Genomic DNA, 15178 nt, shown 5'->3' on the forward strand with positions numbered 1-15178 from the left:
CCTCCTCTTTCTTATCCGACACAATCATCATTTTACCATTAATCGTGGGCACATCGCACCCGACTTATCCGGAAAATCGGAAACTCTTACCCCTACTATAGCGATAATCCGTCCCGTTGCGTCAACTACCAATGGGACAAAAGGCCGTTTTTCTCGCGGAATCTTCGCGTCAATGAAGATGCGGGCGACTTTTTTCGTCCCGATGGACAGTTTCATCGCGTCCCCAGCCTCGACAGAGCGGATGATCAACGGCAACTCGATCGCCTCGAGCGGGATGCCGTCCGTATCATCCTCAACGTCTAGTGAGAATAATGAAGTCCCGAACACTACATGCGCTGGGAAGGTCGTTACCACTTGTTTGTGTGGGGCTAGGAGCGATTGACCAGTTGCCTGTAACGATAAGAGCCCGTCTTGTTTCCGCAGGCCCCATGACCCCTCTAAGTCGAAGTGGCCAGAACCTTGGGCACTCGTTAACAGACGGTCGATCGCGGTCCCCACCTCTACCCCGTAGCGCATTGATAGCAGGCGCCCGACGGTGTATCGTTCGACAGGATTTAGACACATCAAGTTATCCGATTTCACGTGAAACGCTTTCATCTCGAGTCGCACGTTGTCCTGGATCCAATTCTCCATCTGTCGGTAGCGGGTCCGCCACAATTCGCGTTGATGCCGAGCTGTTTCGCTCACAACTTGAACAAGATCCGGTTGCGACGCGAGGAGCTGGGGCACGATCTGATGCCGCACTTGATTGCGCAAATATTCGGTCGTGGCGTTGCTCGCATCCTCTCTCCATTCAAGTCCGTATCGTTTGGCATAGGCAATCAGTTCCCGCTTCGGTTCCGATAAGAGCGGACGAACGAGTTCTCCTCCTGCGAACGGACGACGCTCAGGAATCCCCGTCACTTCGACGACGTTACGCTGCAGTTGAATGAGGACGGTCTCGAGTTGGTCATCCGCGTGATGGGCCGTCATCAGTTGTGTATAGTCGAACTTCTGCATAACCTGTTCAAAGAACGCATATCGTGCCGTCCGGTAACTCGCCTGCGAACCGCCGTTCGGGAAAGCGAGCCGTTTGCCATGAAATGGCACGTCGTACTTGTCGGCCAAACGTCGCACAAATTCATACTCTTCATCCGACTCGGGACGCAGTCCATGATGGACATGGGCCACGCCCACTTCCATACCGTTCCGAATGACCCGATCCAACAAGACGACCGAATCGATTCCACCGGACACGGCAACCAATACTCTCGTCATCCGTCCGCCTCCTTGATATAACAAAAGAAGCCATCTCGAGTGAGATGGCTTCTTTTCGCTTAGGTAAGTGACCCGTACGGGATTCGAACCCGTGTTACCGCCGTGAAAGGGCGGTGTCTTAACCGCTTGACCAACGGGCCTAAATAAAATGGTAGCGGCGGAGGGAGTCGAACCCACGACCTCACGGGTATGAACCGTACGCTCTAGCCAGCTGAGCTACACCGCCATGTTATTGTTGTGTCCTAAGCACATTTTCTATAATAACCAGTACCCACGCCAGTGTCAATTCTTTTTTTAAAGTTTTTTCACAAAAAAATCGTGTATAGTGTCGTCTTATCCACTATACACGATTTTCAGTTCGTTGTGCATCACGCTTCTGACGTCGTCAGCCGATATTTTTTCTTCCAAGCGATGCGGAAATATCCCCATAGCAGGAAGAAGCAAGCGGTTGAGACGAACGCCAAATAGATGATTGCTTGTTGCAGGTAGCTCCAGCCGTCCGCTGACAAGATTTCTTTATAGCCCGATACGGTGTATGTCATCGGCAACCAGGCGTTAAACGGTTGGAGGGCGCTCGGAATCAGTTCGAGCGGGAACGTTCCAGCCGACGTCGTCAATTGAAGGATCAATAAGACGATGGCTACGAAACGGCCCGGATTTCCGAGCGTCGTGACGAGTAGCTGCACGATTAAGAGGAACGTGATGCTGACGAGCCAACTGAATCCGAAGAACTGGAGCGGCGCCTCGACTTCAAGTCCGAGCAACATGACCATCGCCACATCCAAGACGAGCGCTTGAATAAATCCGATAACGAGCAACACACCTGATTTTGAGACGAGCCATGACAGGCTGCGTTTCGGTTTTCCAGCCGGATCGTACAGCGGATAGACGATCGAGAGCAAGAGCGCCCCGACGAATAGTCCGAGTGACATGAAGTACGGTGCAAAACCCGTTCCGTAGTTCGGGACCTTGTGAATCGATTCGTTGACGACCGTGACCGGTCCGGCCATCATGTCGACGTTATCGTCTCGGATGTCGATCGCGGCCGCTTCGGCCCCATCGGCGAGCGCGTCCCGTAACTTGCTGTTACCCGCCGCAAGTTCGGACACTCCGTCTGCGAGCTGGTCGCTACCTGACTGGAGGTCTTTACCGCCCTCTGCCAAACGTACAGCCCCGTTCGCGAGTGTATTCGTGCCCGCGCCGGCGCTCTTCGCCCCGTCTGCGAGTTTCGAACTCCCCTCTGACAAGGCGCCCGTCGCCTCGGTCAACTGCGTACTGCCGGACGCGAGTTCGGCGGTCCCGTCTTTCAACGCTCCGACGCCGGCGTTTAAGCGATTGCTTGCCGAAGCCAACTCTTTCGAACTCACGGCTGCCGTTTGCGCCCCTTGTTCCACTTGGGTCGACCCATCCGCCAACGCCTGTGCCCCGCTTGCGAGTTCAGCTTGTCCGTCACGTAACGTCACCAGTCCCGAAGCGAGTTCATTGGCACCAGCCTCTGCTTGCGTCAATCCGTCACCGAGCGCGGCCTGTCCTTCTTTCACACGCGTCGCTCCCGCGGACAGTGCATCGAATCCAGCGGCTGTCGCTGTTTGACCTTCCGCCAATTGGGCCACAATCGCCTGTAGCATCTCTGGTGAAGCAGGTTGCCCTGCCTCGGCGAGTGCTGACAGCTGGGTCATCAACTGATCTTGACTGGCCAACACTTCTGTCTTCATCTGACCGATTCCGGCCACGAGTTCCGTCTCTCCTGCCATCAAGGCGGCATTCCCTTCTTTCGCCGCCGTCATCGCGGCCGCCAATTCATTTGAACCGGCACTCAATTGCTCACTGCCGTCCTTCGAACGCTGAATCCCGGCCGCGAGTTGTTGAACGCCTTGATTGAGAGAAGCCGTCCCGCTGTGCAATTCCTCCAACTTCGAGGCGAACGTGTCTGTCCCTTCGACAAGTTGGCTCGTTCCGTCTTGAAGGGCAGACGCCCCGTCATTCACTTGACGTGCCCCGTCTGATAAGGCGGCGCTACCTGCATAAACTTGCTGGCTTCCCTTCGCCAACTCCGTCGTCCCTGTCTCGAGTTGGGCCACACCTTCATTCAGCCGACTCGCCCCGTCAGCCAATTCTTGTTGTTTTGAAGCGAGCAATGCGGTCCCGTCGGCCAATTGGGTCGCCCCCTGTTCGGCCGTCTGCGATCCATCTGCTAGTTTTCCCGCCCCAGCCGCCGCTTCATCGAGTCCAGCAGCGGCATCTTGAATCCCGTCACGCATCGCACTGACGTACTGTTTCGCGACTTCGGTCGACAGTTCACCTTTCACTTGCTCCATCGCGGAACCGCCGATTTGAGCCGCTAAAAAGTTATACGATTCATTGGCAATATATTTGAGTTCGAGCTTCTCAGGTTGTTCGCTGAGCGCCGTCGTCGCTTTTTCTGAGAAGTTTGCCGGAATCTCAATCGCCATGTAATAGTCATGATCGTTCAATCCTGACTCAGCTTCTTGTTTCGTCGTCTCGATAAATTCGAACGCCTCAGACGTCTTTAACTTCTCTACGAGTTCGTCCCCGACGGCAAGTTGCTCCCCGTCGAACGTCGCTCCCTGGTCTTCGTTCACGATCGCCACCGGCAAGTCTTTCATCTGTCCATACGGATCCCAAAACGCCCATAAGAACATCCCGGCATACATGAGCGGCACGAGTGCGACCGCGAAAATCGGGACCCAGACCCGAGGATTCTTCCCGATGCTTCTCCATTCCGCCAACCACAGTTTCCATCCATTCATTTTCATTCTCACCTTTCACTTATAAAACATAACTATTTTTTCATGTTCCCTATTGTGCTCGCTTCCTCGAAAAAATGCAACCCTTTTTAGTTATTTTTCATAACAAAAAAGAATCAAAAAAAAACCACAGACTATAAAAGTCTGTGGTTCGTCGTCTTCTTGAGGAAGACCGTCTATCGTTACGAGTAGAAGCTGATGGTTTACGAAGGGTTACCCGCGCTTGGCTCCACGTCCACCGCGTTTTGAGTCGGTTTGACGTTTTAACGTCGTCAAGCGCTCGTCGCTGTCTTTCAAGAACTTGCTCATCAACGTATCGAACGTTTCTGGCTCACGGCGTACTTCACGACGTCCGCCGCCACCACCACGTGGACCGCCACCGCGTGGACCGCCGCCACCGCGTGGGCCACCTTGTCCTGGACCACCTGGGCGTGGGCCGCCTTGACCCGGGCCGCCTGGGCGTGGGCCACGAGAGAAACGCTCGCCGGCTGGACGCTCTGGACGTTCACTGACAGGGCGATCGACGGCCTTTTTGATAGACAACCCGATTTTGCCATCTGTTTCGACGTTCAAGATTTTGACCGTCACTTCTTGACCGACCGTTAGCACTTCATTGATGTCTTTGACGTAAGAATCTGCCACTTCACTGATGTGCACCAAACCCGTTTTGCCATTTGGAAGTTCTACGAACGCTCCGAAATGCGTAATCCCTGTAACCTTACCTTGTACCTTGCTTCCTACTTCAATTGACATAAAATAATGTACTCCTTTTTTTGATTGATTCCCTACAATTATACGAGTCGATTCGTCAACGGTCAACGAACCCACTTATTCCTCTGGTGAGAAGTAAAAAATAATCTCGCCATCTTTCGAGAACAACAGCTCGTTGCGCGCTAGATTGGCGATGTATTCTTCGTCTTGTAAACGCTCGACCTGCTCTTTCAGTTCTGATTGTTCGTCCTTCGTTTCCCGAAGTTCGACTTGCGCTTCATTTTGTTTCCGTTCTTGCTCGGACACATATCCGACTTTCGAGAAGTAACTTTGACCGATGAAGACAACCATTAACAAAAAGAGAAGTGAGGCCGCAGCCAGGCGGCGTCGAAGATGGATACGTCGCCGGTTCTGTTCTTTTTCCAGCTGTTCTCTCCGTTCATCAAGAGCCCGAATCCGCTGTTTGCGTTCCATCGGGTTACGTCCATTCATCGAATCACCTTCCTCCTGTCCTGTTACGTTCAGTATACCTTTTTTTTACGCTTCCGTACCACTGTTCACCTTTTCTTCTTTGAGCAAGCGGTACATTTCTTTCGCATCCTCTTTGCGGGCATACTCGGCAATCGAGTCAATGACGACCGTGACGAGCTTATTCCCGAATCGAATTTGTAACTCATCACCGACTTTGACGTCGGTGCTCGCTTTCGCTACTTGTCCGTTCAATTGAATCCGGCCTTGGTCGGCGACTTCTTTCGCCAACGTACGCCGCTTAATCAAGCGGGATACTTTCAAAAACTTGTCTAGTCTCATAATCCCTTCTCCTTCGCTTCATCCCAGAGCCGATCCATCTCTTCGAGCGTCATCTCTTCGAGGGAGCCGTTCGCTTCAATGTATTCGAATCGTCTCTTAAATTTTTGATTGGTTCGTTCGAGCGCCTGCTCGGCGTTCAACTTGAAATAGCGCGCCACGTTGACGATTGAGAAGAGGACATCCCCAAGTTCTCGTTCATCTTCAGGCTGACTTCTCCACTCGTGGAGTTCTTCTTCCAATTTCTCGAACGCACCTTGAACATCGTCCCATTCGAAACCGACTTGTGCAGCTTTTTTCTGCAATTGCTCGGCCCGCATCAAACCAGGTTGCGTCATGAGAACTCCATCTAGCTGCGATTTTCTCTTTTCCCCTTTTTCCACTTGTTTAATCGCATTCCAATTCGTCACCACTTCATCGGCATCATCGACCGTCACATCCCCAAACACATGAGGATGACGGCGGACCATCTTCTCACTGACGGTGCCAATGACGTCTCGAATATCAAAATAGCCTTCGTCCGCTCCGATTTGGGCGTGGAGCATGACTTGAAGCAACACATCACCGAGCTCTTCGACAATCGCATCATCGTCTTCCGTATCGATTGCTTCAATCAATTCGTACGCTTCTTCGAGCAAATATTTACGGAGCGACTCATGCGTCTGTTTCCGGTCCCACGGGCAGCCGTCCGGACCGCGGAGCGTCGCAATGATGTGCTTCAGCGTCGAAAATTCGCGCGCCAAATGCGTCTCGTCCGTCAACGGCGGCACATAGAGCGTCGTCAAGTTGTCGACTTCTGCCACGCGGTCCATCTCATAGAGCGGGATTTCACTGACCCGCTCATGTTTTGTCCCAGCGGCTGTCACGAGTTTGACGATATGCTCATCCGGATATCGTTCCATTAATTGGACTTTCACGTCTCCGGCCACGAATCCGTCATACACTTGACCAATCAATACGTGTTGGGTCACTTGAATCCGTTCGACATCGAGCGCCGTCGCATCGAGTAATTGGAAGCCGTTGATTGGATCGATGCGGAGGGCTTGGAACATAGCGTCCAAAAAGCTCTGACCGCCGAGGAACGTGACGTCCGCACCTTGTTCGACGAGCAGTTCGACCGTCCGCTCCGCCACGAACGGATGTCCCGGTACGGCATAGGTGATGGCTAGCTCTTCACTCTTTTCAAGCAACGTCTCAACGATTTGTCGGTAGACGTCCTCGAACGTGTCACTCGCTTCGTAAATCGCATCAAACGATTCGAACGTCACGCCTTCCGCCTCAAGTTCGCTGACGACAGGGTGTTCTTTCGTGCGCAACCAAACGAGCGGTTGCTGCTTCAAATGACGATAGACACCGAGCGGTAGTTGATCAAGTTCGCCAGACCCGAGGCCGACGACCGTAATTCCGTAACTCATATCAGTTCTCCTTTTTTTCTAGCAGATTGATGAGACGACCTCCGAACGGAATCATTTCCCATTCTTCTATCGTCAAAATTTGTTCTTTCCATAACCGCCAGACATAAATGCCGGCACCGAGCACGAGCATGAAGACGAGCCAGATGAGGGCATCGAGACGATGCGTCAGGCCATCCAGCGCCATGACGTTCAAGCCGAGCAAGATGACGCCCATCGGCGCCACCGTTTTGACGAGACGTCCATAATGTCGAAACCGGAGCATGCCGAGCGGGATGATTTGATCGAGCCGATTGAAATTGAACGCGGCCATCGCTAAAAAGGCAATCGAGGTCCCGAGGGCAGCCCCGGCGATGCCATAGGAAGGGACGAGCCACAAGTTGCTGCCGAGCTTCACGCAGATGGCGAGAATCATACCGACAGCAGCTGTGCGTTCCCGATCAATCGCCTGTAGACATGTCATGCTCGCCACGGCAAGCGACGCGGCGAACGTACTCGTCGAGAGCAAGACGAGCGCTGTCGTCCCGGCCGCGTTCTCAAATAGCGCGACATTCAACGGGAACATGACACCCATCAAGCCGATTGTGGCCGCAGCGGCGACCGTTGTCGTCACGCGAATCATCGAACTGAGTCCGGAAGAGGTCGCTTCGATACGACCGGCACGATAATGCCGCACCAAGTTCGGGACGTTTGCCATTCCGAGCGCCGTCGTGAAAAGAATCGCGAATTGAACGAGCGGATAGCCTCGGTCAAATACCCCTTTGCCGACTTTCGCCGCATAATCCCCGCCCATCAGATTGACAATCGTGAACGAGTCGACGAGTTGCATCCATAAAATCCCGAGCGAGGCGAAACCGACGGCAAACCCCGTCGTCAGTAAGATTCGAAGGACAGACCGCAACGTCGTGGGTTGTACCGGTACGAGCCGTAACTGCTTCGCCCATAATGACAAGATGACGATGGCGATGACACCTCCGACGAGCGTCGCCCCATACGCGTATCGACTGAGTGTATAGGCATCTTGACCGAAGCGAACGCCAATCAACAAGGCGACGAGTAAGACCGTGACGCGAACGAGGTTCTCGAGCACTTGAGAAATCGCACTCGGCCGCAAGTCATCGACGGCCTGAAACGAACCGCGGAGCACCGCCAAAGCCGGCATGAGTAAATAACTCAGGCTGATGATCCGCAGCGTCGGTGCGAGTTCCATGTCCCCGAGGAGACGGGCGATGACCGGTGCTAGCATCCACATCGTGACGACAAGGATGACGGCTAAACCGAGCAAGGCGTAAAAACTGCCCCATAACACTTCGAGCTTTCGCCTCGGTCCATGTGCCCCGACACCGATTTTGGCAATCACGACCGGCATCGCATACATGCCGAGCGAAGCGACGATCGCGGCAAATGGATACACCGTCTGATAGGCATACAACCCGAAGTCTCCGGCGATATTTTGGTAAGGCACTCGGTAAGCGAAACTGATGAACTTTGAAAGATAGCCCGCGAGCGCAAATAAGACGACGCCGGTCGCAAACTTACTTGGCGACCGCATGCGCCAACCTCTTCACGAGCTCCTCAAGCACCGTATCGGCATCGTTCAACAGTTCGACGACCGGCATGCGGCCACTGAGCGACAATTTGAGGGCACCGTTGTCTTGTCCGACACCGAGTTTCCGACCGAGCGGCATCGTCCATTCCATGAATGACGGCACGTCGAGCGCCGTCGTCGATTCGAGCGACAATACCATCTCGATGCGGCCCGGAGACTGTTTGATGCGCGCCACTTTCGCCATCTCGCCATAGATGCGCAGACGCGTCAGTTGGATGAGGAGCGCGACCGGTTCCGGGAATTCGCCGAACCGTTCAATCAACTCGTCCTGGAGGGCGAACAACGCTTCTGGTGTATCGACATACTTAAAGCGTTTGTACATCTCGATTTTCAATTCGCTGTCCGATAAATAGTCGTCCGGAATATACGCATCCGCTTGGAACGCGATTTCCGGTTTGAAGACGACTTGTTTCGCCTGTCCGCGCATCCGGTCTTTCCGTTCCTCGATGGCTTCAGACAACATTTGTGAGTATAAGTCGAATCCGACCGAATCAATGAACCCGGACTGTTGGGCCCCGAGCAGATTTCCGGCGCCGCGAATCGATAAGTCGCGCATCGCAATCTTGAACCCGCTCCCGAGCTCCGTGAACTCTTTAATGGCCTGTAGCCGGCTCTCCGCGACCTCGGTCAAACGCTTGTCTTTCCGATACGTGAAGTAGGCGTAGGCGATCCGGTTGGAACGACCGACACGTCCGCGCAACTGATACAGCTGTGACAGCCCCATCTTGTCCGCATCGTGAACGATGAGTGTGTTCACGTTCGGGATATCGATGCCGGTCTCGATGATCGTCGTCGAGACGAGCACATCCGCTTCCCCTTCTAGGAAACTGATGAGCTGGCTCTCGAGTTCTGTCTCGGTCATCCGACCGTGTGCCGTCGCAATGCGTGCCTCCGGTAACAAAGCGCGAATCTCTTCTGCCTTCCGCTCGATGCCTTCGACGCGGTTGTAGAGGAAGAATGCCTGTCCGCCTCGTGCGAGTTCGCGCTCAAGTGCTTCCCGCAAGACAATACCATCGTATTCCATGACGTACGTCTGCACCGGGTAGCGGTTCTCTGGCGGCGTCTCGAGTACCGACAAGTCTCGGATGCCGATCATCGACATATGGAGTGTCCGCGGAATCGGTGTCGCCGTCAGCGTCAAGACGTCGATATTCGTCTTCAACTGCTTGAGTCGTTCCTTATGTTTGACCCCGAACCGCTGCTCTTCATCAATGATGACGAGACCGAGATCGGCGAACGTCACATCTTTCGACAAGACGCGGTGCGTCCCGACGACGACGTCAATCGTCCCTTCTTTCAAGCCTTTTTTCGTCGCCGCCATCTCGCTTTTCGAGCGAAAGCGGCTCATGACAGAGACGTTGATTGGAAATTCACTGAACCGTTCGAGCATCGTCTCGTAATGTTGTTGCGCCAGCACGGTCGTCGGCACAAGGAACGCGACTTGCTTCCCGGCGAGCACGGCTTTGAACGCGGCTCGAATCGCCACTTCCGTCTTGCCGTAACCGACATCGCCGCAAAGGAGACGGTCCATTGGCCGCGACCGTTCCATGTCCGCTTTGATTTCGGCGATGGAGCGGACTTGGTCTTCTGTCTCTGCGTACGGGAACGAGCTTTCGAACTGGCTCATCTCTTCGTCATCACCTGGGAACGCATAGCCGACGGACGCTTCACGCGCCGCGTACAGCTTGATCAGTTCATCGGCGATGTCTTCCACCGATTTGGCGACTTTCGATTTGACCTTCTTCCACTCGGTTCCGCCGAGTTTGTAAATCTTCGGCTCTTTACCTTCGGTCCCGACATACTTTTGAACGAGATCGATTTGATCGACGGGGACGTACAGCGCATCGTCGCCGGCATAGACGAGATGTAAGTAGTCTTGATGAATGCCGCCGACTTCAATCGTCTTGATGCCTAGGTACTTCCCGATTCCGTGATGGATGTGGACGACATGGTCGTTCGGCTTCAATTCTTGGTAACTTTTAATCCGTTCGGCGTTCGTCAAATTCTTCGTCTGACGTTTCCGCTTCGTGACGCGCTTGAACAGTTCTTCTTCGGAAACGACGACGAGACGGCTCGTCGAGAGTTCAAAGCCGCCTTCGATTTGTCCGATCATGACATGGACGTGACGCGGCAACAGCTCACCGTCCACATTTGTGAACGTGGATGAGATTCCATAATCGTCAAGCAACTCCACCACTTTATCGGCCCGTGTTTGATCCCCTGCCAAGAAGACGATGCGATGGTCACCTTGTTGCCACCGTTCGACTTCTTGTTTCAATAAGTGCATCTGGCCATGAAACGCCGGGAGCGGGCGACAGCTGAGGTGGACCGTGTTCGTCTCCGGAATTCCGGACCGTCGTGACGGCAACAAGGAGAACGCGACTTGCTTCAACGTACGGAATACTTTATGCATCGGGACGGCGAGCGTGTAGTTGCTGACCGATTCCCCTCGTTCGATGAGCGACGAGAACCATTCCGCTTCTTCGCGGTCTTGCACGTCGGCAGCATCTTCAATCCGTGCCACTTCATCTAACATCAACACCGCTTCCGCCCCAACATAATCGAGGAGCGTCGAGCTATACAGGAGCGGTGTGTACTTCCCAACTTTTTCAGGAACCTCGCCTCGACCGAACTGTTCGATGTCCCGGGCGATTCCGTCCTCGAGCGCTTGCCGGATCGTCTCGGTCTCAATGAGCGAAAGCGTCCGCTCATATTGACGTTCGAGTGCTTGTCCGGCCTGCTGCAACTGGTCGCGTGAGGCGATGAACTCGGTGGCGGGTGGGATGACCGCTTCGCCGACGACACCTAGCGAACGCTGCGTCTCGGCATCAAACGTAAAGATGGAATCGACTTCGGTGTCGAACAAATCGATGCGATACGGGCGCGCTGCCGTGAGCGGATAGACGTCTAAAATACTGCCGCGGACGGAGAATTCACCCGGTGCCGTCACGGTGGCCGTCCGTTCATAACCGAGCGTGATGAGCGTCTCGGCGAACGGCTTTAAATCGAGCTCTTGTCCAGGTTTGATGTGATGATGACTCGTTTGCCAGTCTGACGGGTTCGGGATATAACGGCGCAAGCCACCGAGCGGCACGACAAGGACGCCTCCCGTTTCGTCAAGGAGACGTGTCCGAGCCTCAATCCGAGCGGCAAGCAATTCTGGGCTCGATGTGAGGGATAGTTCGCCAGCGAGCGTCTCATCAATCGGATAAAGCAACGTTTTGCTCGGACCGATGAGCGACTCGAGTTGATCGTACATTTTTTGTGCTTGATACATGTTATGCGTGACGACGACGAGACGTCTTGGCGAATTTTTCGCCAAACCCGCCAATACAAGCGCCTTGGCACTTGTTGTCAATCCGGTGACGAGTTGTCGATCGACTTTTGGCAACCGCTCCCGAATCACGTTCGTCTCAGGTAACGTCACCATGAATTTCTCTAGAGCATTCATTTGTTTTCCTCCACCTCATACGACAAAAAAGGGTACGTTGACCCTTTAGTTATATCGATTCATGAGCGCAATCCATTCAGTATCCACAAAATCGGTTGCGGCGGACACAGCTTGATCGAGCGTATCATTTAATTCTGGCATGTCTTCTTTACGGTAGTTCATAAGCACCCAATCGACCACTTTAATCGGATGCGGCGGACGGCCAATCCCCAGTTTCAGACGTTTAAAGTCTTGTGTGCCTAAATGCTGAATCAACGACTTGATGCCGTTATGTCCGCCGGCACTGCCTTTCGGACGGAACCGCAGCTTTCCTGGGACCATGTCCAAGTCATCATAAATGACGAGCAAGTCGTCAATCTCAATCTTATAATAATCTAAAATCGGACGGACCGACTCGCCTGATAAATTCATATACGTGAGCGGTTTGACGAGGACGACACGTTCTCCATTGATTCTTCCCGTTCCAATCAATGCTTTAAACTTGGCTTCATCGAGTTTGATCCCATGCTTGTCGGCAAGGCGATCAATCGCCAAAAATCCGACGTTGTGACGGGTCATCTCATACTTTTTGCCTGGATTCCCGAGGCCGACGATACATTTCATCTTATTCCTCCTGAACAAAAAAGCCCAAAGGCGAACGCCTTCGGGCCTCGTTTTTTTAATCGAACAGTGTGCTCACCGATTTGTGCTCGTGGACACGCATGATCGCTTCTCCAAGCAAACGGGCAACCGACATCTGCTTGATTTTGCTTGAACATTCGCGACCTTCTAAATCGATCGTGTTCAAGACAACAAGTTCCTTGATTGACGAGTTGTCGATCCGTTCCATCGCCGGTCCAGATAACACTGGGTGTGTACACGAGGCGTACACTTCTTTTGCACCAGCTTGGACGATGGCATCGGCCGCGAGCGTGATTGTTCCAGCTGTATCGATGATGTCATCGATCAAGATGGCCGTCTTGCCTTCAACGCTGCCAACGATGTTCATGACTTCAGCCACGTTCGCTTCAGGACGACGCTTGTCGATGATGGCGATTGGAGCCTTCAAGCGTTCGGCAAGCTTACGGGCACGCGTGACGCCACCGTGGTCCGGTGAAACGACGACAATGTCTTTCGCTTTAAATTCATCTGTCTCAAAATACGTCGAGATGAGTGGAACACCTAATAATTGGTCTACTGGGATATTGAAGAAACCTTGGATTTGAGCAGCATGCAAGTCCATCGTGATTAAACGCGTGGCACCTGCAACCGTCAATAAATCAGCGACAAGTTTCGCTGTGATCGGCTCACGTGAGCGCGCCTTGCGGTCTTGGCGAGCGTAACCGTAGTATGGCATGACCACGTTAATCGTCCGAACCGATGCTCGTTTCAACGCATCGATCATGACGAGTAACTCCATGAGCGTTTCGTTCACCGGTGAGCTCGTCGATTGAATGATGTACACATCATCGCCTCGCACGCTCTCCTCGATGTTGATGTAAAGTTCTCCGTCGCTAAACCGCTTCACTTGGCAATCGCTGAGCGGGATGCCAATTTCCTTGGCAATCTCTTCGGCGAGTGGGCGGTTTGAGTTTAAGCTAAATAGGCGAATTTCACGTTCATATACAGTAGACATGTTTAGGATTCTCCTCCATCGTTTTCCATAATAATAGGCAGCAACTTATCGTTTCGTGTAACCTTCTTTATTCGTTTGGCGTTCGCGTGCGATCGCAAGCGCCTCTTCAGGAACGTCATCCGTGATCGTCGAACCGGCTGCTACGATTGAGCCTTTTCCGACTTTCACCGGAGCGATCAAGTTCACATTGCAGCCGACGAATGCATCGGCTTCGACGACCGTTTCGAACTTGTTCTTGCCGTCATAGTTGACCGTGATCGAGCCACAGCCGAGGTTGACGCGTTCCCCGATCGAAGCATCTCCGATATAGCTGAGATGTGATGCTTTCGCACCGTCTCCGAACGTTGATTTTTTGATTTCCACGAAGTTACCGACGCGCGTATTCGCGCCGAGGACTGCTTGTTGACGAAGGTGGGCGAACGGCCCGACCTGTGCTTCAGTTCCGACACGGCTGTCACTTACGACCGATTGACGAACCGTCGCACCGTCTTCGATGACGCTATTGCGGATATCTGAATTTGGACCAATCACGCACTCTGAACCGATAATCGTTTTCCCGAGAATGACCGTCCCTGGATAGATGATCGTATCCGAACTGATGACGGCATCTGGTGAGATGTATGTCGAAGCTGCATCCATGAATGTGACACCTTCACGCATGAGGCGTTCGTTCGTCCGCTTGCGCATGACCGCTTCAGCTTGTGAGAGAGCGACACGATCGTTGACGCCGATCGTTTCATCGAATGTCGGCGCCGTGTGTGCTGCCACGACTTCGCCTGCTTCTTTCGCAATCGAGATGACGTCCGGCAAGTAGTACTCGCCTTGAGCGTTGTTGTTCCCGACTTGCTTCAATGCATCAAACAAGAGCTCGTTATCGAACACGTACGTTCCGGTGTTGATTTCACGAATCTCTAGTTCAGTGTCAGACGCATCTTTATGCTCGACGACTTTTGTGACATTTCCGTCTTCCCCGCGGATGACGCGGCCATATCCAGTCGCATCATCAGCAATCGCAGTCAACACGGTCACTTTTGCCTGTTGCGCCTCGTGATGGGCCAACAACGCCTCGAGCGTTTCCGCTGTCAATAGCGGTGTATCGCCGCAAACGACGAGCGTCGCGCCAGGTTTGCCTGCGAGTTCAGCTTCTGCCATCTGTACCGCATGGCCCGTACCGAGCTGTTGTTCTTGGACCGCATACTCCACGCGTGAGCCCAACGTCTCTTGTACCGCTTCAGCCCCATGGCCGACGATGACGATTTGACGACTGACCCCGATTTTGTCGAGTTGATCGACGACGTGTTCGACCATCGGTTTTCCAAGGACCGGATGAAGTACTTTATAAAGCTTCGACTTCATGCGCGTCCCTTTACCTGCTGCCAAAATGACTGCAAAACGATCCATTCTTGATTCGCTCCTATCTCATATCGACTGTAATATACTCAAATGTTCGGTTTTTTATACATTCAAACCTTATTTACACCGTATCTACTATATCGAAACCATGACGCGGTTTCAACCGTTGTACCTATTCGTAACCAATGAAACGTA

Annotated in this window: 11 protein-coding genes and 2 tRNA genes; all 13 read right to left on the minus strand. The window is 53.2% G+C overall.

The genetic code is table 11. The features are described 5' to 3' along the window. Positions 1 to 27 precede the first annotated feature (27 nt). Positions 28 to 1257 (minus strand): tRNA lysidine(34) synthetase TilS, encoded by a 1230-nt coding sequence (tilS, locus tag KNP95_RS15080; protein WP_058765137.1) that lies wholly within the window; start codon positions 1255 to 1257, stop codon positions 28 to 30. 68 nt (positions 1258 to 1325) lie between these two features. After that, a tRNA-Glu gene (locus tag KNP95_RS15085) sits at positions 1326 to 1397 on the minus strand. Positions 1398 to 1406: 9 nt separating this feature from the next. Continuing rightward, positions 1407 to 1483: transfer RNA gene (locus KNP95_RS15090), tRNA-Met, on the minus strand. Positions 1484 to 1625: 142 nt separating this feature from the next. Continuing rightward, a complete protein-coding gene (locus KNP95_RS15095; protein WP_214838167.1) occupies positions 1626 to 4028 on the minus strand; it encodes a YhgE/Pip domain-containing protein in 2403 nt (800 codons plus the stop codon). 210 nt (positions 4029 to 4238) lie between these two features. Beyond that, positions 4239 to 4778, minus strand: coding sequence for a S1 domain-containing RNA-binding protein (locus tag KNP95_RS15100; RefSeq protein ID WP_021065739.1), 540 nt, complete (start codon positions 4776 to 4778; stop codon positions 4239 to 4241). Between the two features lie 75 nt (positions 4779 to 4853). After that, the gene (locus tag KNP95_RS15105) at positions 4854 to 5228 is read right to left on the minus strand and encodes an FtsB family cell division protein (RefSeq protein ID WP_021065740.1); all 375 of its coding nucleotides are present in this window, start codon (positions 5226 to 5228) and stop codon (positions 4854 to 4856) included. A 45-nt stretch (positions 5229 to 5273) separates the two neighbouring features. Then, positions 5274 to 5546 carry an RNA-binding S4 domain-containing protein gene (locus KNP95_RS15110; RefSeq protein ID WP_214838170.1) on the minus strand — a complete coding sequence of 91 codons (273 nt, stop codon included), beginning with the start codon at positions 5544 to 5546 and terminating at the stop codon, positions 5274 to 5276. Next, a complete protein-coding gene (gene yabN / locus KNP95_RS15115; protein ID WP_021065742.1) occupies positions 5543 to 6958 on the minus strand; it encodes a bifunctional methyltransferase/pyrophosphohydrolase YabN in 1416 nt (471 codons plus the stop codon). Before yabN ends, KNP95_RS15110 begins: the two co-directional genes overlap by 4 nt. Position 6959: 1 nt before the next feature. Further along, positions 6960 to 8507 carry a polysaccharide biosynthesis protein gene (locus KNP95_RS15120; protein ID WP_214838173.1) on the minus strand — a complete coding sequence of 516 codons (1548 nt, stop codon included), beginning with the start codon at positions 8505 to 8507 and terminating at the stop codon, positions 6960 to 6962. Next, the gene (gene mfd / locus KNP95_RS15125; RefSeq protein WP_214838176.1) at positions 8491 to 12015 is read right to left on the minus strand and encodes a transcription-repair coupling factor; all 3525 of its coding nucleotides are present in this window, start codon (positions 12013 to 12015) and stop codon (positions 8491 to 8493) included. The genes KNP95_RS15120 and mfd overlap by 17 nt, the downstream gene beginning before the upstream one ends. 45 nt (positions 12016 to 12060) lie before the next feature. Continuing rightward, the gene (gene pth, locus KNP95_RS15130) at positions 12061 to 12618 is read right to left on the minus strand and encodes an aminoacyl-tRNA hydrolase (protein WP_058765144.1); all 558 of its coding nucleotides are present in this window, start codon (positions 12616 to 12618) and stop codon (positions 12061 to 12063) included. A 55-nt stretch (positions 12619 to 12673) separates the two neighbouring features. Continuing rightward, on the minus strand, positions 12674 to 13630 hold the full coding sequence (locus KNP95_RS15135; protein WP_021065746.1) for a ribose-phosphate diphosphokinase: 957 nt from the start codon (positions 13628 to 13630) through the stop codon (positions 12674 to 12676). A 45-nt stretch (positions 13631 to 13675) separates the two neighbouring features. Beyond that, positions 13676 to 15031 (minus strand): bifunctional UDP-N-acetylglucosamine diphosphorylase/glucosamine-1-phosphate N-acetyltransferase GlmU, encoded by a 1356-nt coding sequence (gene glmU, locus KNP95_RS15140; RefSeq protein WP_214838179.1) that lies wholly within the window; start codon positions 15029 to 15031, stop codon positions 13676 to 13678. Positions 15032 to 15178: the final 147 nt, after the last annotated feature.

The sequence above is a fragment of the Exiguobacterium sp. s36 genome (assembly GCF_018618345.1).
GTDB lineage: Bacteria > Bacillota > Bacilli > Exiguobacteriales > Exiguobacteriaceae > Exiguobacterium > Exiguobacterium chiriqhucha.